Here is a 23100-nt window from a genome sequence, read left to right as displayed (position 1 = left end):
AATTTGTTTAGAACATTGACATAAAATCTCAGTGGTTTATTTTTATTAAACGTTCAATCAATAAAAGGATGCGGGTTCTATGCCAAAAGTGGGTATGGCAGAAATTCGTCGGCCTCAACTGATTAATGCGACTATGCAGGTCATCGATCAAGTGGGCTTGCAAGGGGCTAGTGTTGCTTTGATTGGTCGGGCGGCCAGTGTGTCTCCTGGCATTATTAACCATTATTTTGGTGGTAAAGATGGGTTGTTAGAGGCCACGATGAGGTCTGTATTGTTCGACTTGTCCAGTGGTGTACGCAAACAATTGGCGGCAGCGCCAGAGGATGATGTGGTTGCCCGGCTGACGGCAATTATCCGCGCTAATTTCGACCCTAGCCAAACCAGCCCACAGACCGCAAAAACATGGCTCGCGTTTTGGGCGCAAGCAATGCACCACCCAGAACTCTTTCGTTTGCAGCGGGTAAATGAAAAACGGTTACTTTCCTACTTACGTTTTGAACTAAAAAAAGTACTGCCTAAGGATCAGGCAATCGCTGTGTCGTTATCGTTAGCCGCCTTAATAGATGGTTTTTGGTTGCGCGGTGCTCTCAGCCCGGGAGGTGTCAATGAAGCATTGGCAACCGAGCTTATTTTAGATTATTTACGACAACAGCTTCCGTCCAATTGTTTTGTTAAACCTTAACAAAACAACGATATAAAGAACGAGCTCAAAGAGGCGAGTTCTTATTTATTAACAGAATAGAGATTGTGTTTTTATGCAGCAGCAAACCTTATTTATCAATGGCCAATCTTTCGCCGCAACCTCGGGTGAAGTGTTCGATACAACCAACCCGGCTACCGGCGAGGTGATTACTCAGGTACAGCAGGCGTCGCAGGCGGATGTCGATGCGGCGGTGGCTGCGGCGCAGGCCGCGCAAGCAAGCTGGGGAGCCATGAGCGGAGCTGAACGTGGGCGCATTCTCAATCGGGCGGCGCAATTGATCCGTGACCACAATGATGAATTAGCGCGCCTAGAAGTGCTTGATACCGGTAAACCATGGCAAGAAGCAGAGGTGGTAGACATACAGACCGGTGCGGATGTTATCGAATATTTTGCAGGCTTGGCGGCATCGTTACAGGGTGAGTATCAGGATTTGGGTAACGGCAGCTTTTTCTATACACGCCCCGAGCCATTGGGTGTGTGTGCAGGGATTGGCGCTTGGAATTATCCAGTACAAATTGCTATGTGGAAGGCGGGCCCCTGTTTAGCAGCCGGTAACACGATGGTATTCAAACCGTCAGAAGAAACGCCACTGTCAGTGATGCGTTTGGCCGAACTGTTCACGCAAGCCGGTTTGCCGGACGGTGTCCTTAATGTAGTGCAGGGTGATGCACGTGTAGGGCAGATGTTGACGGCCCATCCCGGTATCGCAAAAGTCTCTTTTACAGGGGAATGTGGTACAGGCCGCAAGGTGATGGGGGCTTCTTCAGCTACACTAAAGGAAGTCACCATGGAGCTTGGCGGAAAATCTCCACTTATTGTGTTTGATGATGCCGATCTTAAAAACGCTGTTGCGGGTGCCATGATCGCTAATTTTTATACACAAGGGGAAGTGTGCACAAATGGCACGCGTGTTTTTGTGCACGAATCCATCTATGACACTTTTTTAGAGCAGCTAAAAGCGCGCACAGAACAGTTGGTGATGGGTGATCCTATGGATCCGAACACACAGGTTGGCTCGCTAATTTCGATCCAGCATCTAGAAAAAGTAATGGGTTATATCGATGCCGCTAAAGTGGCCGGTGCCCGTTTGCTGTGTGGTGGAGAGCGAGCAACGGAAGGGGCGCTCGCTGAAGGTGCTTTTGTTAAGCCAACTGTTTTTGCGGACTGCACTGATGATATGCCGCAGGTCAAAGACGAAATATTTGGGCCTGTTATGTCTGTGCTTAAGTTTAGTGATGAGTCTGAAGTTATTCGTCGTGCAAACGATACGGAGTTTGGTTTGGCAGCGGGCTTATTTACCCGTGATATTAGCCGCGCGCATCGTGTTATTGCCCAGCTGGAAGCAGGTATCTGCTGGATTAATACGTGGGGCGGATCGCCTGCGGAAATGCCAGTGGGTGGTTACAAGCAATCGGGCATCGGTCGAGAAAACGGCGTTGATACGCTTAAACATTACACCCAAACCAAGAGTGTTCTGGTTGAGTTGGGTGATATCGACAGCCCTTACGCGTAAGGAAAAACCATGCAGCAATATGATTATATTATCGTCGGTGCGGGCTCTGCAGGTTGCGTGCTAGCGGATCGTTTAAGCGAGAGTGGTGAGCATACTGTGCTGCTACTTGAGGCCGGCGGAAGCGATAACAACATCTTAATTAAGATGCCAACAGCATTATCGTACCCAATGAGTATGCCTAAGTTTGCATGGCAATTTGAATCCGAACAAGAAGAAGGCCTAGATGGGCGTCGGCTACACTGTCCACGAGGTAAGGTGCTTGGCGGTGGCTCTTCAATCAACGGTATGGTTTATGTGCGTGGCCATGCCTGCGATTTTAATGAGTGGGCACAATTAGGCGCTCACGATTGGAATTATGCGTCTTGCTTGCCGTATTTCAAAAAAGCAGAGTCTTGGCAAGATGGCGAAGATTTGTATCGCGGTGGCCGTGGGCCGGTTAAAACCTGCGATGGCAATCACATGTCATTAAATCCGCTTTATCAAGCATTTATTGATGCCGGTGTTGAAGCGGGTTACCCCGCCACAAACGACTACAACGGCTATCAACAAGAAGGCTTTGGCGCAATGCATATGACGGTTGATAATGGCGTGCGAGCTTCAACTAGCCGTGCTTATCTTCGCCGAGCCAAAAAGCGCAATAATTTGACAGTCCTTACTGCGGTGCTAACGCGTAAAGTGTTGTTGGATGGGAAGACGGCCACAGGTGTAGAGATCGAGCACCACAATAAGCGTGAGCGAGTACTGGCGGCTAAAGAAGTCATTTTGTCAGCGGGTTCTATTGGCTCTCCGCATTTATTGCAACTTTCGGGCATCGGTGCGCCGGATGTGCTTTCGGCTGCAGGTATCGAGGTAACGCACGAGCTTCCGGGTGTCGGCGAGAACTTGCAAGACCATTTAGAAGTGTATTTTCAATACCGCTGTCACGAACCTATTACGCTAAATGGCAAGCTCGATTTGTTCAGTAAAGGCATGATTGGTGCGCAGTGGATCTTCAACCGCACTGGCTTAGGCGCTACCAACCATTTTGAGTCGTGCGGTTTTATTCGCTCACGTGCCGGTCTCGAGTGGCCTAATATTCAATATCACTTTTTACCGGCGGCTATGCGCTACGATGGCAAGGCGGCATTTGAGGGGCACGGGTTTCAAGTTCACGTGGGCCCGAATAAGCCTCAAAGTCGAGGCTTTGTACATGTTAAAAGTTCAGACCCAACCGCGCCGCCAACTATCAAGTTTAACTACATCAGTACTGAGCAAGACAAGCAGGACTGGCGCGATACTATTCGGCTAACCCGCGAGCTGCTTAATCAACCTGCCTTGGATAAATACCGTGAAGACGAAATCCAGCCGGGCGCTTCAGTTCAAACGGATGAGGAGATTGATGCTTGGGTTCGTCAGAACGTCGAAAGTGCTTACCACCCGTCATGCAGTTGCAAAATGGGAGCTGATGATGACGCTATGGCCGTTGTCGATAATCAGTGCCGTGTTCGGGGCTTGCAACAATTGCGAGTGGTTGATTCCTCAATTTTCCCAACAGTTACTAACGGGAACCTTAATGGGCCGACCATTATGGTCGCCGAAAAAGCAGCCGATCTTATTTTAGGTAAAGAACCCTTGCCGGCCGAAAATGTGCCAGTTTGGATAGATGAGCAATGGCAGACTCGCCAACGAGTAGGAGAGCCTGCGCGTTCGGGGATTCGTCAGCAAAAAGAATAGGCTCAACTTCTGCCGACTAAGCCGTGCGGAGCTTTGCACGGCTTAGTCGGCGGTGATGAGTCTGCAGAACATATGTTCTGTATAACTAAAAGAGCAATAGGAAAGGTATTTCATGAAAAAGATATCACAAGCAGCACCTAAACGGACATTTACTCAACTAGCCGCCAGTATGGCATTGAGTGCGGGTTTATTAGTCTCAGGCACAGTAGCAGCGGCTGATTGCCAGAACGTTCGCTTTTCAGATGTAGGTTGGACAGATATCACAGCCACCACAGCTATTACTAGCGAGATTGTAACGGCATTGGGTTACAAGCCAACAACTCAACTCTTGTCCGTGCCTGTAACGTACACATCACTTGCCAATGGTGATATCGATGTCTTCTTAGGCAACTGGATGCCAACTATGGAAGCGGATATCGCGCCTTACCGTGAGGCTGGAACTGTTGAGACGGTTCGCGCAAACCTTGAAGGGGCAAAATACACCTTAGCCGTACCTTCGTATGTATACGATGCGGGTGTTCATTCCTTTGCTGATATCGTTAAGTATCAGGATGAGTTTAAAGGCCGCTTATATGGTATTGAGCCAGGTAACGATGGTAACCGCCTTATCCAGAGCATGATTGATGACAATGCTTTTGACCTCAAGGATTTCTCATTGGTTGAGTCCAGTGAAGCAGGCATGATGTCGCAAGTCAGCCGAGCTATCCGCCGTAATGAGTGGATTGTGTTCTTAGGTTGGGAGCCACATCCAATGAACGCTAACTTCGATTTGAAATACCTTGATGGTGGTGACGATTTCTTTGGTCCTAACTATGGCGGTGCGAGTGTCCACACAAACGTTACAAAAGGCTACACGCAAGCTTGTCCAAATATGGGTAAGTTGTTGTCAAACCTAGAGTTTACGCTAATGATGGAAAACGAAGTCATGGGTAGTATTCTAGATGATAACCAAAAGCCAGAAGTTGCTGCTCGTGAATGGTTACAAGCTAACCCAGCTGTATTGAGCACGTGGTTAGATGGAGTAACGACGTTGGATGGCTCTAAATCTGGCGAAGTTGCGGTACTTGAATACCTGCAACAGTAAGCGGAGAGAAACTATATGGATTGGTTAACCGATCATAAATTACCGCTTGGCGATGTGATGGAGCGTTTTGTCGATTGGCTGACGCTCAATGCGGCAGGGTTCTTTGATACGATCTCTATTTCATTAGAGTGGGTTATTACCTTGCTGGTTGACCTATTCCAATGGTTTCCGCCCATGGCAATTGTCGCGTTTACCGCGGCAATTGCATACGCCTTACACCGTAGTGTTGGCTTGGTTATTTTTATCGTAGCCTCGCTTATACTCATCCTGAATTTGGGTTATTGGGAAGAGATGCTGGAGACGTTAGTCTTGGTGCTGACGGCAACGGCGTTATCCATTTTAATTGGCGTGCCTGTAGGTATCTTAGCGGCTCATAAACCGTGGCTATACACTATCATGCGTCCTATCTTGGATTTGATGCAAACGGTCCCGACCTTTGTGTACCTTATCCCTACGCTAGTGTTGTTTGGCTTAGGCGTTGTACCGGGTTTAATTTCTACCATTATATTCGCGATAGCCGCGCCTATTCGGTTGACTTACTTGGGTATTAGTAAGGTGCCAGAAGAGTTGATTGAGGCGGGTAAAGCCTTTGGTGCTAGCCCATCTAAGCTGCTCTTTAAAGTAGAAATACCCGCAGCGATGCCGAGCATCATGGCAGGCATTACTCAGTGCATCATGCTGTCTTTGTCCATGGTTGTTATCGCGGCCTTGGTCGGTGCGGATGGTTTAGGAAAGCCCGTTATTCGAGCGCTGAATACGGTCAATATTTCACAAGGCTTTGAAGCCGGTTTGGCCATAGTGCTTGTCGCTATAATTCTGGACCGTATCTGTAAAGCGCCAGGCAGCAAGCAAGAGGGTTAATGATGACAACAGTAATCAATATAGAAAACCTCGATGTTGTGTTTGGTGGCCAGCAAGCCCAAACCTTAGCGTTAGTAGATCAAGGGAAGACTCGTGATCAAATCCTTGAACTGACGGGCGATGTGGTCGGGGTGCAAGGTGCAAGTATTCAAGTACAAGAAGGTGAAATCTGTGTGCTTATGGGGCTGTCAGGTTCTGGCAAATCCAGCTTGTTGCGCGCAGTGAATGGCCTTAACACCATTAGCCGAGGCAAGTTGGAAGTGCGCGATGGGGATCGTGTGGTGGATCTGGCTAATTGTGATGCGGCTACGCTTCGTCACATGCGCAGTAAGCGCGTTTCAATGGTGTTTCAAAAGTTTGCATTGATGCCATGGCTAAGCGTGTTGGATAACGTAGCTTTTGGTCTAGAAATGCAGAACGTGCCCAAAAAAGAACGCCAAAACCGAGCATTAGAAAAGCTTGAAATGGTGGGCTTGACGGAGTGGAAGGATAAGTTCCCGCACGAGCTGTCTGGAGGGATGCAGCAGCGCGTAGGTTTAGCGCGCGCCTTTGCGATGGATAGCGATATTTTGTTAATGGATGAGCCGTTTTCGGCGCTGGATCCCTTGATTAGGGCGCAATTGCAAGATGAGCTGATTGAGTTGCAGCAGCGCCTTAAAAAGACCATTTTATTTGTGAGTCATGATTTGGATGAAGCGCTCAAAATTGGTACCAATATTGCCATTATGGAGTCTGCTAAAATCATTCAGCACGGCAAGCCGGAAGATATAGTGCTCAACCCAAGCAATCAGTATGTTCAGGATTTTGTCGCCCATACTAATCCGTTAAATGTACTGTGCGGCTCCTCGTTGATGACGCATGTTAATGATTTACCGCAAACTGAACAGGGGTTATTGCTGGATGCGTCTACTGAAACCCTTGTGCAACTTGCCGATGACGGTTCGGTCGTATCGGTAAGTCGTTCGGGCGAGCCACTAAATGTACGCAGTTGGAAAGAGGGTGACGGCTTTGATGCAGTGAAAGAAACGAGTGTCATGATGGTGTCACCTGATATTTCTATGCGTAATGCCATGGAGCTACTTTATTTGACGGGGACGGCTGTTATATTGGCAGAAGCGGACAAAATGGTAGGCGTGCTATCTGATAAAGACTTTTACCATGCTTTGCTCGGCAAGCATTTTTCTTCCCCTATCGTAGAGCAGATTGCTTAGACGCTAGTCCTTTTATAATGTAGCGGTCTGGTTTAGGCCGCGCATTTTTCTTCGCTTTAGTGTGATTCCTTCCTGCGTTCTAACTCCCTCTGTGCACGTTGTTGAGCACTTCTTCTATTGATTTATTATCCTAATTTTCTGAATTTAATGGGCTTTTTTAGCCTTTTTGTTTCCTTTTGTTGAATTCGGTTTGCGCTATTTATAAATAATATTTTGATCTCTATTAGTTTGATGTGTAATCATTAGATATTCTAAGTAGTATGTTGGTGCTTCTGACGGCTTAGCCCGGCGTGATGGGATGATTGCGGCGTGAGCAGAAGCATAGTGAATGAATCAAATTGAGGAGATAGCATGTCATTCAAGTTAAAAACGGTTGTTGCGGCCTGTGCATTATCTGTTGCGAGTGTTGGAGCTATGGCGGATACGTGGCGATATGCCTTTGAAGAGTCGCTCACTGATGTTCAAGGTGAATACGCTAAAGAATTCAAAGCGTATATCGAGGAAAATTCAGACCACTCTTTGCAGCTTTTCCCTTACGGCACCTTAGGTGAGTCGGCGGACATTATGGAGCAAGCACAGGCTGGGATTCTTCAGTTTGTTGATCAATCGCCCGGCTTTACTGGGGCGCTCATTCCTGAGGCTCAAGTCTTCTTTATTCCTTATTTATTACCCGAAAACCATGATGAGTTGGTTTCTTTCTTTCGAAACAGCAAAGCCATTAATGAAGACTTTGTCGATGTGTATGCCGAGAAAGGTTTGGAGCTGTTAAGCATGTTTCCTGAGGGAGAGGTAGTCATTACCACTAAAGAGCCTTTTGAAACACCTGATGACTTAAATGGCGTTAAAGTCCGCGTGATGACTAACCCACTGCTGGTGGAATCATATAAGGCATTTGGCGCGACCCCCACTCCGTTGCCTTGGGGAGAAGTATACGGAGGCCTGCAAACCAATATTATTCAAGGACAAGAAAACCCAATGTTCTGGGTTGAATCCGCCAAGATGTTTGAAGTGACCGATGTTATTACTTTTACGGGACATAACAATTTTACCACGGCAGTCATGGCTAATAAGCCCTTCTTTGATGGCTTGTCCGACGATGATCAGGCTCTGATTCGTAATGGTATGAAAGCGGCCTTTGATCATATTGTGGAATACCAGCAAGGCTTAGGTGAGCGCTCTTTGGAGAAAATCAAAGAGCAAAAACCTGAAATACAAGTTAACCGTTTAACACAAGCGCAACGTCAGCCATTTCGTGATGCTGCTCAAGAGGTGGAAGCCAAGTTTATTGAAATGACTGGCGAGCGTGGACAAGCTATTTTGGATCAGTTTAAAGCCGATCTAAAAGCTGTGCAGCAGTAATGTAGACGGGGCGTCCATCATGTCAAAACTACCATCTAACTCTGATACGGATTACGCGGTTGTTTATCCCTCTTCATCCCCAGGCGTACTGGGATGGCTGGATTTATGGATTGGTCGGGTAGAGGCATTTATGCTGGGAGCGGGGGTTTTGTTAATGGCGACCAATACGGTCGCTAATGTGGTTGGACGCTTTGTTTTTCAACATAGCTTGTTTTTCACGGAAGAAGTTAACCGTATTCTCATTGTGTTGATTACGTTTGCTGGCTTAAGTTACGCCGCTAGGCATGGTCGTCATATACGGATGAGTGCGCTGTATGACGCCTTGCCTCAATCATGGCGCAAAGTTTTGATGATCATAATGTGTTTGGTAACGGCACTGGTTATGTCAGCTTTGGCTTACTTTTCTACTCGCTACATATTATCTATCGCAGGTTCAGGGCGCGTGTTACCCGCGTTACAAGTACCTGTGTATTGGATTTATATCTGGGTGCCCATTGGTTTGGGTGTGACGGCTATCCAATATGCGATGACTGCTTGGCAAAATCTATTGAGTGACGATATTTATCTATCCACCGATGTAAAAGAAGCACATGCGGACACAGTGAAGGAGGCATCATTATGATGGCTTGGATGCTTGGTGCCATGATTGTTTTGCTGTTGCTGGGTTTCCCTATGATGATTCCGCTTATTGTGGGAGCCATGATCGGCTTTGTGTTTATGTTTGGTGGACTGGATCAGATGAACTTTATGATCCAGCAGTTTATGGCGGGTATTCGTCCTGCGTCACTTATTGCTGTGCCTATGTTTATTTTAGCCGCGGATATTATGACGCGTGGTCAGTCTGCAGATCGTTTAATCGCAATGGTCATGAGCTTTATTGGTCACCTTAAAGGAGGACTAGCCATCAGCACGGCAACGGCCTGTACCTTGTTTGGCGCTGTGTCAGGTTCAACGCAGGCGACGGTTGTAGCGGTAGGCTCTTCATTGCGGCCTAAGATGCTAAAAGCCGGTTATAAAGATAACTTCGTGTTAGCGCTTATTGTGAATGCGAGCGATATAGCGTTTTTGATCCCTCCCAGCATCGGAATGATTATTTATGGGGTGGTGTCTAATACATCCATTTCAGAATTATTTATTGCTGGTATTGGGCCTGGTTTGCTCATATTGGTGATGTTTGCTGCCTATAGTGTGTTTTACGCAATTCGTCACAAGGTGCCCACCGAGCCAAAGTCCAGTGTAAAAGAGCGTTTACTGGCGATTAAACAAGCCGTGTGGCCCTTAGGCTTTCCGGTCATTATTGTGGGCGGAATATATGGCGGTGTCTTTAGCCCAACCGAAGCTGCGGCTGCGTGTGTGTTGTATGCTGTGATTTTAGAATTTGTTGTTTTTCGCTCGTTACCTTTGGCTTCATTGTTTGCGATAGCTAAATCAACAGGGTTAACAACGGCGGTTGTCTTTATTCTTGTCGCAGCTGGTGCGGCATTCTCGTGGATCATTTCGTTTGCTCAAATACCACAAACCTTGATTGCATCGCTGGGTTTGGCGGATGCAAGTCCGATCATGTTAATGATAGCAATCTGTGTATCTTTCTTTATAGGTTGCATGTTTGTTGACCCCATTGTGGTGATTCTTATCTTGGTTCCTATTTTCGCTCCCTTGGTTGAGGCCGCCGGAATCGATCCTGTGTTGGTGGGTGTACTAATTACCTTACAAGTCGCCATCGGTTCCGCTACACCGCCGTTTGGTTGCGACATATTTACTGCGATCGCTATTTTTAGGCGACCTTATTGGGAGGTGATTAAAGGTACGCCGCCATTTATTGTGATGCTGCTCGTGGTTGCAGGTTTATTAATCGCTTTCCCTTCAATTGCGCTATTCCTGAGGGATTTGGCGTTTGCTGATTAGCGAGGCCGCTTGCTGTAGGCAATAAAAAAGGAGCCATTAGGCTCCTCAAAGGGTACTTCAGTACAAACGGAAACAGGTTGATCCTTCTCGCCGCAGGATGTGCTCTATGTCCTGCGCTGTTCATCTAACTTTATAAATACAATAATCTTGCATTGAATCAGTAGCTAGGTGGATCATACTAGTGTCGTTTTTACGAATAACGCCACTAGTTGGATTCATTTGGGGAGATTTTATCTCAGCCAATAGACTCAGTATAGTGGTTTATTTTATAAATATTACGAAAAAGATCAAATTTATCCGGAAATTTGTTTGTTTTTTTATTAAGATTACAAACAAAATTGATAAATTGATCTTTATTAAAAGACAAAACCGCAGGAGTTCCTATGCATACGGTGGTTGAGCAAGTTACATCACGAATCAAACAACGTAGCGCTGCTTCACGTTCAGCGTACCTCGATCAGATGAAGCGAGCGGAGGAGGACGGTGTTCACCGCGCTCAATTAGCCTGCGGTAATTTAGCGCACGGTTTTGCCGCGTGTGGCGCGGAAGATAAAAATGCGTTAAAGATGATGAATGCCGTTAACGTCGGCATCATTTCTGCTTATAACGACATGCTGTCGGCGCACCAACCCTTCGAGCACTATCCCGAGCAGATTCGGGCAGCGGCTCGCGAAATGGGCTCGGTCGCCCAATTTGCTGGTGGTGTTCCTGCTATGTGTGATGGTGTTACGCAGGGCCAGCCGGGCATGGAATTAAGTTTGTTTAGCCGCGACGTGATCGCGATGGCGACGGCTGTGGGCATGTCTCACAATATGTTTGATGCCGCATTATATTTGGGCGTGTGCGATAAAATTGTCCCAGGTTTGTTAATGGGTGCATTGCGTTTTGGGCATCTGCCAACTGTGTTTGTACCGGCAGGGCCTATGCCAAGTGGGTTGCCGAATAAAGAGAAGGCAAAGATTCGTCAGCTGTATGCGGAAGGTAAGGTAGATCGCGATGCGTTATTACAGTGTGAATCGGACTCATACCATAGCGCTGGTACGTGCACCTTTTACGGGACGGCAAATAGTAACCAAATGATGGTTGAGATGATGGGGCTACACTTACCCGGTAGTTCGTTCATCAATCCTGGCCAGCCTATGCGTGAAGCTTTAACAAAAGAAGCTACTCAGCAGTCTATTCGCCTAACGGCAGGCAATGGTCGGTTTACGCCGATGTATGAAATAGTGGATGAAAAGGCCATTGTTAATGCTACGGTCGCTTTGTTAGCAACAGGTGGCTCTACAAACCACACCATGCACCTAGTCGCAATTGCCCGCGCTGCCGGCATCATTATTGATTGGGATGACCTTTCTGATTTGTCTTCAGTTGTGCCGTTGTTGGCCCGTGTGTATCCAAATGGCCAAGCAGATATTAACCATTTTCAAGCCGCAGGCGGCGTTGGCTTCCTAGTGCGTCAGTTATTGGCTGGTGGGTTCTTGCACGAAGATGTAATGACCATTGTAGGTCAAGGCTTGTCGCGCTATACCCAAGAGCCGTTCATGGAAAATGGCAAGTTGGTATGGCGTGAAGGTGTGACGCAGTCTATGGACGAAACAGTGTTGCGCCCAATCGATAACCCATTCAGTAAAGATGGTGGATTAAAAGTCCTTCAAGGTAACTTGGGCCGCGGTGTCATTAAGGTGTCAGCAGTTGATGAGGAGCATCGAATCGTTGAGGCGCCCGCTATTGTATTTAACGACCAAGATGAACTAGCGCAGGCGTTTAAAAACGGTGAGTTAGAAAAGGATTTTATTGCGGTGGTTCGTTATCAGGGGCCTAAAGCCATTGGCATGCCTGAGTTGCATAAACTGACGCCTTATTTGGGTACGTTGCAAGATAAAGGATTTAAGGTCGGGCTGGTAACTGATGGTCGTATGTCGGGAGCATCGGGTAAAGTGCCAGCCGCTATCCATGTGTGGCCTGAGGCTAACCAAGGTGGGGCGCTTAGCCAAGTGAAAGACGGTGATATTATTCGCTTAGATGCCATTAACGGTACACTCACTTTGCTTGCAGACGATGAAAGCTGGTTAGAGCGCGGTTTGAGTGCCCCCGATGTTTCTGTTGATCACCATAAAGGGATGGGTCGAGAATTGTTCTTGCCGATGCGCCGTCAGGTCAATTGTGCAGAACAAGGGGCGACTATTTTTGATTTTGCGGAGATAGACGGATGATCCAGACGGTGATGGCGCTAGTCGGAGATATTGGTGGTACCAATGCCCGCTTTGCGCTGGTCAAACCCGGCTCTACCGAATTGACTGAAATCGTTACACTGAAGTGCGCCGATTACGAAAATATAGAGTTTGCATGCCAAGCCTACTTTGATCAGGTGGGTATAAAAGGTGTTGAACAGGCTTGCCTAGCGTTTGCCTGCCCTGTCCAGCAAGAAGAGATCCGTCTGACAAACAACCCATGGTGTTTTACACGTCGTTCGTTAAAAGAAGCCTTAGGGCTAACTAGCCTTAAAATCGTCAATGACTTTACGGCGATGGCCCTTGGAATGCTAAACCTAAAACCGGAAGAAAAAATACAGTTCGGTGGTGGAGAAGGCTTAACCGACATGGCGCGTTTAGTCATTGGCCCGGGCACTGGGTTGGGCGTGTCCGGCTTGATTAAAGCTAATGATGACTGGATCCCGCTCGCGTCGGAAGGCGGGCATATTAATTTTGCACCGATTGATGAGTTAGATGTCATTATTTGGCGTCATTTGCACAGTCGCTTTGGCCGTGTGTCTGTCGAGCGGCTTTTGTGCGGGCAGGGATTAGTCAATCTCTATGAGGCTTTAGCTGAGCATACCCGTTTTGAGCCGCAGTTTACTCACCCATCAGAGGTGGTTGAGGCCGCTTTAAATGCGACAGATCCGCGTGCTGTCGAAGCGCTAGATCGTTTTTGCCGTATCTTAGGTACTGTGGCTGGCGATAATGTATTAACACTCGGTGCCCGTGGCGGGGTCTACCTGTGTGGTGGTATCCTGCCGCGAGTGCGAGAGTTCTTTTTACAAAGTTCGTTTCGTGAGGCTTTTGAAGCAAAAGGGCGTTTCGTTGGCTATATGGAATCGATTCCTGTTTGGTTGTGCGTAGCTGAACAGCCCGGTTTGGTAGGAGCTGCTGCAGCGCTCTTCAATGAAGAGGTGGCTGGGTAATATGGATAATGCGACATCATTAGCGGATCTGATCTCTCAGTTAGATCAGGGAGTACACTCGATTGAGTGGCAGGGGTTTCCTTTACGTATAGTGCGCCAAGCGTGGGGCGATTTGGCTATCTCTCTGCATGGTGCTCAGGTTTTGTGGTTTCAGCCTGCAGGGCAATACCCTGTACTGTGGACAACCACTAAGCCCGCTCCCTTTCCTAAGGCCGTTCGAGGCGGAGTGCCGCTATGCTGGCCTTGGTTTGCTGAGCCGCTAGAAGAAAATGCTGGAGAGCCTTTTCATGGTGTTGCACGTACGGTCGAATGGGAAGTTAACTCTGAAAGTTATAATGCGCATGGTGGAGAGTGGTTGCTTAAACCGGTAGGGCCTATTTGGACTAATTTAGACCCGGCTTTCTCGATCAAAGTAGTAGACTCGGCTGTGACCTTTAAACTGACTACTCATAATGTGGGTGAAGCTGACGTGCGCGTCACGCAAGCGTTACATTCATATCTGGCAATCTCTTCACGCGCGTCGATTTCAGTGTCAGGCCTCGACGGTGCTGAATATGCTGATAAGAACCATGACTTTTCTGTATTTACTCAAAGCGGTGATATTACGGTTAATGAAGCGATCGATCGTATTTATCACAGTACGGCTGATGTGTATTTAAAGGATGTGGAGTGGCAGCGAGTGCTTAAAATCAGCAAGAAGAATAGCCAATCAACTGTTGTGTGGAATGCGGGGGCGGGTGCCGAAGACGTTCCTGATATCGGATTGGACCAAGTGGATGGCTATTTGTGCATTGAGGCGGCGAAAACACGCCAATATGATGACATGGTGTTAGCGCCGCAGGGTAAGGTGTCACTTGAAACAACTATTTCGGTACAAAGTCTTTCATAATAAAAAGCGCCAGTGCTGTGCTTTAGTTAAACACCAAAAAAAGCCGTCCTAAGACGGCTTTTTTAATCGCTCAGCAAGATAGCTATCGTAATCAGGGATCCGGTAGCTGTGTTCGGCTGACATCAATGGCGAAGACAGTAGAAAGTCGGCTGAGCTGCGGTTGCAGGCTACAGCAACGTTCCAGACTGCTGCCACACGCAGTAATGCTTTGACATCGGGGTCGTGGGGCATTGGCTCGAATGGGTCCCAAAAAAAGATAATCAAATCAATTTTCTTCTCAGGAAGCATGGCCCCAATTTGCTGGTCACCGCCCAATGGGCCGCTGATCAGCTTGGTAATGGGGATACTCAGCTCAGTTTCAAGCATGTGTCCCGTGGTGCCCGTTGCAAACAGCTCATGATTTTCAAGCTGATGGCGATGTAGTAAAGACCACTCCATCAGCTCTTGTTTCATGTTGTCATGCGCAATCAAAGCAATGCGCTTTTTTTTAGGCATGACGCTTGTTTTAAACTGCATAATTACTCACTTTCATTAAGCATGGCTTTGCGTTGATCAATGTAATAATGAATCAAATTGCGCGTTGAGCCATCGTGATGCTCGCTAACCTTGCTGTTTTGTAGTTCAGGCAGTATGCCTTTGGCGAGGGTTTTACCCAATTCCACGCCCCACTGGTCAAATGAGCAAATGTCCCAGATGATTCCTAATACAAACAGTTTGTGTTCGTATAAGGCGATCAAGGCTCCCAATGAGTGAGGATCTAGCTCATCCAACAATATGGTGTTTGTTGGACGGTTGCCAGGGTGTACCTTGTGAGGGATTAGCTTTTTAATTTGCTCTTCAGGTAAGCCTTGAGCTTCTAAGTCGGCGCGTACTTCTTCTGCTGTGATGCCGTTCATTAGGGCTTCTGTTTGTGCAAAGAAGTTAGACATTAACTTATCATGATGGCCTAACACGGGCGTAGAGCTAGCAACAGAGCCGATAAAGTCAGCGGGCACAATGGTGTTGCCTTGGTGTAGATACTGATAGAAGGCATGTTGTCCATCTATACCGAGTTGCCCCCAAATAATCGAACCTGTTGCATAGGGGACTTGGTTGCCTTCGCGGTCGACAGATTTGCCGTTACTTTCCATCTCTGCTTGCTGTAGGTAGGCGGCAAAGCGTTGTAGCGGCCAATCGTACGGCAAAATAGCTTGCGTCTGACAACCTAAGAAGGTGCTGTTCCACAGAGTAGTCAAGGCTAGCAGTACAGGGGCATTTTTTTCAAAAGGCTGGTCTCTGAAATGTAAATCCATTTCGTGAGCCCCTGTGAGCATTTCTTCAAACCCTTTAAAACCTATTTTTAGGGCGATGGGTAAACCGATAGCAGACCATAACGAAAAACGGCCGCCAACCCAGTCCCACATGTTAAAGATATTCTTACCGTCGATACCAAACGCTTTAACGGCTTTTTGGTTTGAAGACACAGCGACAAAGTGTTTGGCAACGGCTTCGTGATCAAAAGCAGAAGCCATGAGCCAGTTGCGCGCTGTTTCAGCGTTTGTCATGGTTTCGCTGGTGGTAAAGGTTTTAGAAGCAACCACAAACAATACACGCTCCGGGTTCAGAGAGCGTAATGTTTCAGCGATTTCTACGCCGTCAACGTTTGAGATGAAATGAACGCTGATCCGGTCATCGGCTTGAGGCTTAAGCGCTTGTGTAACCATGCGCGGGCCTAAATCCGAACCGCCTACACCGATGTTAACAACATCGGTAATTTTTTTGCCTGAGTGCCCGCGCCAATGCCCTTTGCGCACGGCATTAACAAATTGGCGCATGCGCTTAAGTTCATTGTTAACCGACTCCATGACGTTAACGCCGTCAACAATAACGGGAGTGTTGCTGCGGTTACGTAACGCAGTATGAAGTACCGCTCGATTTTCTGTTGGGTTGATCTTGTCACCACGAAACATGCGATCGCGCCAGTCTTCTAAACCGACTTCGTGAGCGAGTTTGATGAGATCAGCTAGCGTGTCATCATCGATTGGGTTCTTTGAGTAATCTAATAAAATGTTCTGAACTTTCAGGGAGTACTTCTGAAAACGTTCTGGGTCCTGCTCAAAGAGTGCACGTAACGGGGTGTCTTTTGCCTTTTGGCGGCGGCCAAGTAAGGATTGCCAAGCTGGCAGCATGGAATTTGGAGTGTTAGAAGTGGTTGGCATAGTATAAATCCTGTTGTTTTTACTTTTGCGTATACTGCCCAGTTGCTTTTATGTGTTCTGTTAGTGCTTAGTTCTTGTCCGTTTTTCAGTAACTGTCACGGCAAGAATAGTATTCACTATTTTTTTGCTCAACGTATGACAATTGTTAATGCATGATAAAAAAGGGAGAAAAAAATGCCCGCTTTTCAGCGGGCTAACCGTCCCTTGTTTTCAGGCAATGGGAATAGGGTGCCTCGCTCAACGCAATAGTTGGAGGGATTGCTGAGCAAGGCGGGTGACCGCAGACCAGTCGTGAGCCGTTACGAGGTCTGCAGGCGTCAACCAAGTTCCACCGACGCACATAACGTTCGGTAGAGCGAGGTAGTCTTTGGCCGTGTTTGCGCGGATCCCGCCTGTTGGGCAGAATCGAATGTCGTCAAAGGGGCCATGATACGATTTCAAAGTGGTAACACCGCCAGATGCTTCAGCGGGGAAGAACTTAAAGCGTTTGTAGCCACGCTTAATGCCTTCCATCATTTCAGATACGGTCTGAACACCTGGCAATAAAGGAATGTCGCTTTCCATGCCAAAGTCGAGTAACTCGGCGGTCGCGCCTGGGCTAACGATGAACTTACTACCCGCATCAACAGAGCGGCGGTAGTCTTCAGGGTTTAGAACGGTGCCTGCGCCAACATATGCCCCTGGTACTGCTTTTGCGATTGCTTCAATGGCAGCTAATGCATTAGCTGTACGCAGTGTAATTTCTAGGACAGGCAACCCGCCTTCTACTAATGCCTCTGCCATTGGAATAGCGTCTTCCAAACGGTCAATGGTAATGACAGGGATTATTGGCGCGAGTGCCGTAACGGTGTCTATCTTTGCAGTGTGTTCGTTCTGTGTCATCGTTTTTATCCTGTTATATAGACACTGGCTCAAGGAGCCCAGTAAATGGTAATAGGCTGTCGTAAGAAAAGGCCGATCGGCATCGTGTTGGGATCGTCTATTTCTATGGCCTTAGCCAATGTGTCTAGTTTGTCTTCGCCGCAGATATGCAGAATGCGCTGCTCGCTATTAAAAAGACGTTTGGGCGTTAACGTCATGCGTGAATGCGGCGCTGTTGTAGGCTTAACAGCTTCGCAGTCTCGATCGCTATTAAAAGCAAGGGGTAATTGCGTAGAACATGGAAATAACGACGCCGTATGTCCGTCATTGCCCATGCCTAGTATTACCGTTGTTAATGGGCCTTCAATTGCGCTCAGTTTAGTGTTGACGTGAGCGGCCGCTGCTGACGCGGGGGCATTTGCTTGCCATAAGCCAATAAAAGGGGCCTGTGCAGCTTTGTTTTGTAACAAGTGAGTGCGTACTAGTGCCTCGTTGCTGTCCTTATGTTCAGGAGCTACCCAGCGATCATCGACTAACGTTGTGATGATGTGTGTCCATGGCAGATCCTGTTTGCTCAGGGCTTGGAAAAGCGGTACCGGTGTAGATCCACCAGAGACAGCCAGTGACGCTGTACCCTTGGCGGAAACAGCTGCATTCAGTTGTTGGCTAATTGATTCAGTGAGTGCATTCGTTAATGCAATACGGGAATCAAAAGATTTAACTGAAACGTGTTCAGGTAGTTTGAGATCACTGATCTTCATGCCAGCTCCTGCCATCTTTCATGACCATTAAATCTGAGGCTTTTGGCCCCCAGCTGCCCGCGGCGTAAGGTAAAGGCGGGGTGTTTTCTTTGTCCCAATGTTCAAGCAATTGGTCACACCACTTCCAGGCGTATTCGATCTCGTCACGGCGGACAAACAGGTACTGATTACCTTGGATAACTTCGAGTAAAAGGCGCTCGTAAGCATCAGGTATCCGCGCTTTTTCAAAGGTCTCTGAAAAGTTTAACTTCAGAGGGCCTGCTCGTAGGCGCATGCCTTGTCCAAGACCTTGGTCTTTGTTGAGGATTTGAAGCGAAATCCCTTCTTCTGGCTGCAGGCGGATGATGAGCTTGTTGTGTGCGAGGTGGCGCTGGCTCTCATCAAAGATATAGTGCGCTTGCTTTTTAAAGTGGATCGTAATCTGAGAAACTTTTTCCGGTAGGCGTTTGCCTGTGCGCAAGTAAAAAGGAACTCCGGCCCAGCGCCAGCTTTTTATCTCAACTTTGAGCGAAACAAATGTTTCGGTATTACTTGTTGGGTTGGCGCCTTCTTCTTCCATGTAGCCTGGCACTTCCTTGCCGTCGATCATGCCCTTTGTGTAGCGTCCACGGACGACATGGTCGTTATGCATGCTGCCTGTGATGGGCTTCATGAGCTTAAGCACTTTAACTTTTTCGTCGCGAATCATATCCGCAGTGAGATCCCCAGGAGGGTCCATCGCTGTAAGGCAAAGTAGCTGTAATAAGTGGTTTTGCACCATGTCACGCATTTGGCCGGCTTTGTCAAAATAACCCCAGCGGCCTTCAATGCCGACTTTTTCGGCTACCGTGATTTCTACATGAGAAATCTGATTTTGGTTCCACTGGGCGCCAAAGATGGGGTTGGCAAAGCGCAGTGCAATCAAGTTTTGTACGGTTTCTTTACCAAGGTAGTGATCGATACGGTAAATTTGAGATTCTTCGAAGTATTTGGCGACTTCATCGTTGATCTGATTAGATGAGTCGTGGTCGTGCCCAATTGGTTTTTCTAATACCACTCGTGAGCTTTCTTCAATGCAATCGGTCTCGGTCAGGTTTTTGCAAATGGTGCCATACAATGAAGCGGCTGTTGCAAAGTAGAAAATGCGAGTACGTTCGAGTTGCTCATCGAGCGTTGATTTCAGTCCTTGATATTGCTCTGTAGTGCCAAAGTCGACTTGGCTGTACACCAGCTTATCGAGGAAAATATCTTGATTGGTAGGGTCTAGCTCTTCGGCTTTCACAAAAGTGGCTAAGCTGCTTTTGCATTGTTCGCGAAAGCCTGCTGTATCCATGTCGGTACGGGCTACGCCAATAATGCGTGATTCCTTGCAGAGAAGCCCTGCATTTTCAAGGTGGTATAGAGAAGGGATTAGCTTTCGCTGTGCTAAATCACCAAGCGCACCAAAAATGACAATATCACTAGGAATGTCATGGGAAACCATCGCCGGAGCCTCTTTTGTAGTTATTTAACCGATTTTTTTAATAATGTAAGCGAGAAAACGGCCAAATACAATTAAATTTTGGTTAAATTACTAAAAAATAGAAAGGCAGACTTGTCCCATCTATCGTAAGATAGGCTGAAAATGTCGGGTGATAGCTGGGTAAAGTTGGGGTTGTTCACCCAGATAGACTAAAATGTAGTTAACTTACTACTTCATACGGGCTCCTTAAACTATGTCATCAAGTATGAACCTGTTAGATCAGATTCGCACACGATTAGATAATTTCAATAAATCGGAACGTAAAGTGGCTGATGTGATCATGCGTGATCCTGAGTCAGCTACACGCATGAGTATAGCAACGTTGGCGCAAGCGTCATCGGTAAGCGAACCTACGGTCAATCGCTTTTGTCGAAACTTTGATACGGTGGGTTACCCCGATTTTAAAATTCAGCTAGCGCAAAGCTTGGCGGGGGGCACACCTTATGTCAGCCGTAACGTTGAGCAAGAAGATACAGCTGAAGAATATACAGATAAGATTTTTACATCGACTATTGCTGCATTAGATGCCTCACGCAAAACAGTTGATGCGGCATTAATCACTAAAGCGGTTGATTATTTAACCCAGGCTAAGCAGATTTTTTTCTTTGGGCTTGGCGCTTCAGGCCCTGTGGCAACAGACGCGCAACATAAGTTTTTCCGGTTTAATATTCCGGTATCGGCACATGAAGATGTGCTGATGATGCGAATGATAGCCGCTGCCGCTCATACGGGAGACTTGATTGTTGTTATTTCCTATACCGGGCGGACGAAAGAGTTGGTTGATATTGCACGTATTGCTCGCCAGAACGGCGCAGCGGTATTAGGTATTTCAGCAGAAAATTCGCCATTAGCGAAAGAGTGTACTGTATTGTTGAACACGCCTATGCCCGAAGATACGGACATTTATATGCCAATGATCTCGCGCATCGTGCAGCTGACGACATTGGATGTGTTGGCTACGGGAGTTACTTTGCGCCGCGGTGTCGATTTTCATACGCATTTAAAAAAGATAAAAGACAGTTTAAAGGATACGCGTTATCCAAACGAGTAGGTCTAAAGCCTGCAGAGTCAATATGAGAGGTCACAATAACAACAATGACCAGTGAAGTGCTCAAGCAAATCTTTGTCGTAGATGATGATCAAGAAATACGTGATCTTTTAACGCAGTACCTTACAACCAACCGGTTTGTTGTTACGGCCTTTGAAACCGGAGAAGCTTTTTTGGCGCATGTTCGAGCGGGGAATCAAGCCGATTTGGCTATACTCGATATTATGTTGCCTGGTGCTAATGGCTTTGATGTGTGCCGTGACTTGCGTAGCTTTTCACGGCTGCCTGTCATCATGCTAACTGCAAACTCGGATGAAATGGATCGGGTTGTAGGGTTAGAGCTTGGGGCGGATGATTACTTGGCTAAGCCGTTTAATCCTCGTGAATTGTTGGCAAGGATCCGAGCTGTGCTTCGGCGCATAGATCATGCACCCGAAGTAACGGTGAAAAGTTTACGGTTCGTACGTTTTGCTGACTTTGAGCTGGATACTACCGCGCGTAATTTGTGGACCCCGTCAGGTGAGAGTCAATCGCTCACGGGGGCTGATTTTTATTTGTTGAACCTCTTTGTAGACCGCGCGGGTGATATTTTGAGTCGCGAGTTTATCGCCGAACAAACACGTGGCCGGGATAATTTGCCCATGGATCGGTTTGTGGATGTGCATGTGAGTCGGTTACGCCAGCGTTTAGGTGAAGACGCCCGGCGTCCATCGTTGATTCAAACCGTTCGTGGTAAGGGTTATGTCCTGTCATGCGAGGTGGAGCGCAGTGAAACCCCGCTTTTTGCAACGATTGATTAAAAGCCCCTTAACGCTTACCAGCCGTATATTAATAGCGCTTGCTGCCGGTGTTATCTTGGCGCAAACCATAAGTGCGGTTGTGTGGTATACACAATGGCGTGCTGACAGTGAGTTGCGTGTGCGCGAAGTGTCCCAGCATATGGCTTTTCGGGTTGCTTCTACGGTTCAATTTTTTACGTCTTTGCCTACATCTTACCGACATGTCGTGCTCAACCAGTTGCGTGATATGGGTGGGACGCGCTTTTTTGTAACACTCAATCGCGAATATATACATATTAGGGATTTGCCTGACTCGCCGCTTAAAACCGTAGTGGTGAATGAGTTTCAACAGGCGCTTAAAAAACAGTTGGGGATTGATCCTGACACTGTCCATATCAAATTTTCTCGCCCCGCTGACCTTCATGTGCTTAATAACGAAACCCTTTTAGACGATCTGCCTGCCCGTTGGGCTGATTTAAGTTTACTCGTGCGCCCCAGTGGTTCGCCTATATTAGTCATGCAGCTGCCTATCAGTGATAAAGAGTGGTTGTATTTGGCTACGGTGATGCCTGATGCGCAATTTTTAGACGCGGCGTCTCCTTTATCTACAGAGCGTTTAATGTCGCTTGTTATATCTCTAATGGTTATTTTGCTGCTTGGAGTATGGATTGTGCGCGTGTTATTGCGTCCCTTGCGGCAGCTAGTGCGGGCATTGGAGTCTTTTGGTAAAGGGGAGCAAAAGCACTTGCCTGAAAGAGGGTCCCAGGAAGTGATTACGGCGGCCAAAGCGTTTAACGCGATGCAGGGTCGTATTCAGCGCTATTTGGATGATCGTGAAAAATTGTTTGCTTCTATTTCCCATGACCTCAAAACACCAATAACGCGTTTGCGTTTACGAGCTGAAATGCTTGAGGATGATAAACAAAGAGAGGCGATGGCGCGCGACTTAGAAGACCTAGATATTATGGTGAAAGGAGCTTTGCAAAGCGTTAAGGATACGGATATCCATGAGAATCGCGTTGAAGTCGATTTATGGAGGATGATGCTATACATGGCTGATGGCGCTGATATTGCCGGTAAGAAAATTGAGCTATCGGGTCAGCAGCGACAACCCTATCTGGGTAAACCTTTGGCATTAAAACGATGTATTGGTAACTTGCTAGATAATGCTTTGTACTATGGTAAAGAAGCCTATGTAACTGTTACCGATAGTGATGTTGCCCTAATTATCAGTATCCGAGACCAAGGGCCGGGTATCCCTGATTCTCAGCTAGTACGCGTGTTTCAGCCTTATACCCGCCTCACAACAGACCATTCTAATCACCCTGGCATGGGGCTGGGCTTGTCGATCAGTCGGAATATAGCTCGCGCTCACGGCGGGGAGGTGTCTTTGCGTAATCACCCTCAAGGAGGTTTGGTCGTCACGGTAACGTTACCTCGTGGTTAGCGCGTAATACTTTAGTCTGTAATAGGGCTGTTAGTTGTCTTTTATATCGCTGTTTTGCGTCATTTGGGCGTTTTTGTAACGTCCTG

The 23100-nt window shown here is 47.4% G+C and carries 20 protein-coding genes; 15 read left to right on the top strand and 5 right to left on the bottom strand.

Annotation, left to right across the window (positions count from 1 at the left end):
* Positions 1 to 79 precede the first annotated feature (79 nt).
* The 12 genes from betI (at position 80) to BS617_RS13485 (ending at position 14419) form a co-directional block, all read left to right on the top strand.
* Positions 80 to 682 carry a transcriptional regulator BetI gene (gene betI, locus BS617_RS13540; RefSeq protein ID WP_075173302.1) on the top strand — a complete coding sequence of 201 codons (603 nt, stop codon included), beginning with the start codon at positions 80 to 82 and terminating at the stop codon, positions 680 to 682.
* A gap of 73 nt (positions 683 to 755) precedes the next feature.
* Positions 756 to 2216: a betaine-aldehyde dehydrogenase gene (betB, locus tag BS617_RS13535; RefSeq protein ID WP_075173301.1), complete on the top strand. Its 1461-nt coding sequence runs from the start codon at positions 756 to 758 to the stop codon at positions 2214 to 2216.
* Between the two features lie 9 nt (positions 2217 to 2225).
* Positions 2226 to 3929 carry a choline dehydrogenase gene (gene betA / locus BS617_RS13530; RefSeq protein WP_075173300.1) on the top strand — a complete coding sequence of 568 codons (1704 nt, stop codon included), beginning with the start codon at positions 2226 to 2228 and terminating at the stop codon, positions 3927 to 3929.
* Between the two features lie 169 nt (positions 3930 to 4098).
* On the top strand, positions 4099 to 5013 hold the full coding sequence (locus tag BS617_RS13525) for a choline ABC transporter substrate-binding protein (protein WP_139303208.1): 915 nt from the start codon (positions 4099 to 4101) through the stop codon (positions 5011 to 5013).
* Positions 5014 to 5028: 15 nt separating this feature from the next.
* Complete coding sequence (choW, locus tag BS617_RS13520; protein ID WP_075173298.1) at positions 5029 to 5874, top strand: choline ABC transporter permease subunit; 846 nt, start codon at positions 5029 to 5031, stop codon at positions 5872 to 5874.
* Positions 5875 to 5876: 2 nt separating this feature from the next.
* On the top strand, positions 5877 to 7085 hold the full coding sequence (gene choV, locus BS617_RS13515; protein WP_075173591.1) for a choline ABC transporter ATP-binding protein: 1209 nt from the start codon (positions 5877 to 5879) through the stop codon (positions 7083 to 7085).
* Between the two features lie 351 nt (positions 7086 to 7436).
* Positions 7437 to 8444 carry a TRAP transporter substrate-binding protein gene (locus tag BS617_RS13510; protein WP_075173297.1) on the top strand — a complete coding sequence of 336 codons (1008 nt, stop codon included), beginning with the start codon at positions 7437 to 7439 and terminating at the stop codon, positions 8442 to 8444.
* Positions 8445 to 8463: 19 nt separating this feature from the next.
* Complete coding sequence (locus tag BS617_RS13505; protein WP_075173296.1) at positions 8464 to 9066, top strand: TRAP transporter small permease; 603 nt, start codon at positions 8464 to 8466, stop codon at positions 9064 to 9066.
* The gene (locus BS617_RS13500) at positions 9063 to 10349 is read left to right on the top strand and encodes a TRAP transporter large permease (protein WP_075173295.1); all 1287 of its coding nucleotides are present in this window, start codon (positions 9063 to 9065) and stop codon (positions 10347 to 10349) included. The genes BS617_RS13505 and BS617_RS13500 overlap by 4 nt, the downstream gene beginning before the upstream one ends.
* A gap of 383 nt (positions 10350 to 10732) precedes the next feature.
* Positions 10733 to 12562: a phosphogluconate dehydratase gene (edd, locus tag BS617_RS13495; protein WP_075173294.1), complete on the top strand. Its 1830-nt coding sequence runs from the start codon at positions 10733 to 10735 to the stop codon at positions 12560 to 12562.
* Positions 12559 to 13530 carry a glucokinase gene (gene glk, locus BS617_RS13490; protein ID WP_075173293.1) on the top strand — a complete coding sequence of 324 codons (972 nt, stop codon included), beginning with the start codon at positions 12559 to 12561 and terminating at the stop codon, positions 13528 to 13530. The genes edd and glk overlap by 4 nt, the downstream gene beginning before the upstream one ends.
* Before the next feature lies 1 nt (position 13531).
* On the top strand, positions 13532 to 14419 hold the full coding sequence (locus tag BS617_RS13485) for an aldose epimerase family protein (protein WP_075173292.1): 888 nt from the start codon (positions 13532 to 13534) through the stop codon (positions 14417 to 14419).
* 48 nt (positions 14420 to 14467) lie between these two features.
* Here BS617_RS13485 and BS617_RS13480 read toward each other — a convergent pair whose 3' ends face one another.
* The 5 genes from BS617_RS13480 to zwf all read right to left on the bottom strand — a co-directional run bounded on the left by BS617_RS13480 (position 14468) and on the right by zwf (position 19701).
* Positions 14468 to 14935 carry a methylglyoxal synthase gene (locus BS617_RS13480; RefSeq protein WP_075173291.1) on the bottom strand — a complete coding sequence of 156 codons (468 nt, stop codon included), beginning with the start codon at positions 14933 to 14935 and terminating at the stop codon, positions 14468 to 14470.
* Between the two features lie 2 nt (positions 14936 to 14937).
* Positions 14938 to 16617 carry a glucose-6-phosphate isomerase gene (gene pgi, locus BS617_RS13475; RefSeq protein WP_075173290.1) on the bottom strand — a complete coding sequence of 560 codons (1680 nt, stop codon included), beginning with the start codon at positions 16615 to 16617 and terminating at the stop codon, positions 14938 to 14940.
* Positions 16618 to 16854: 237 nt separating this feature from the next.
* Complete coding sequence (locus tag BS617_RS13470) at positions 16855 to 17499, bottom strand: bifunctional 4-hydroxy-2-oxoglutarate aldolase/2-dehydro-3-deoxy-phosphogluconate aldolase (protein WP_075173289.1); 645 nt, start codon at positions 17497 to 17499, stop codon at positions 16855 to 16857.
* A gap of 29 nt (positions 17500 to 17528) precedes the next feature.
* Positions 17529 to 18239 (bottom strand): 6-phosphogluconolactonase, encoded by a 711-nt coding sequence (gene pgl / locus BS617_RS13465; protein WP_075173288.1) that lies wholly within the window; start codon positions 18237 to 18239, stop codon positions 17529 to 17531.
* Complete coding sequence (gene zwf, locus BS617_RS13460) at positions 18226 to 19701, bottom strand: glucose-6-phosphate dehydrogenase (RefSeq protein ID WP_075173287.1); 1476 nt, start codon at positions 19699 to 19701, stop codon at positions 18226 to 18228. The genes pgl and zwf overlap by 14 nt, the downstream gene beginning before the upstream one ends.
* Positions 19702 to 19933: 232 nt before the next feature.
* Here zwf and BS617_RS13455 point away from each other — a divergent pair, with 232 nt between their 5' ends.
* From BS617_RS13455 to BS617_RS13445, 3 genes are read left to right on the top strand one after another with little or no spacing between them, the layout of a single operon-like run.
* Positions 19934 to 20791 carry a MurR/RpiR family transcriptional regulator gene (locus BS617_RS13455; protein WP_075173286.1) on the top strand — a complete coding sequence of 286 codons (858 nt, stop codon included), beginning with the start codon at positions 19934 to 19936 and terminating at the stop codon, positions 20789 to 20791.
* 44 nt (positions 20792 to 20835) lie between these two features.
* On the top strand, positions 20836 to 21588 hold the full coding sequence (locus tag BS617_RS13450; protein WP_075173285.1) for a response regulator: 753 nt from the start codon (positions 20836 to 20838) through the stop codon (positions 21586 to 21588).
* Complete coding sequence (locus BS617_RS13445) at positions 21557 to 23014, top strand: ATP-binding protein (RefSeq protein ID WP_249263609.1); 1458 nt, start codon at positions 21557 to 21559, stop codon at positions 23012 to 23014. The genes BS617_RS13450 and BS617_RS13445 overlap by 32 nt, the downstream gene beginning before the upstream one ends.
* Positions 23015 to 23100 lie beyond the last annotated feature (86 nt).

It is taken from the genome of Neptunomonas phycophila (genome assembly GCF_001922575.1).
GTDB classification, from domain to species: domain Bacteria; phylum Pseudomonadota; class Gammaproteobacteria; order Pseudomonadales; family Balneatricaceae; genus Neptunomonas; species Neptunomonas phycophila.
The sequence above is the reverse complement of the archived record's forward strand: the minus strand, read 5'-3'. Positions and strand labels throughout refer to the sequence as shown.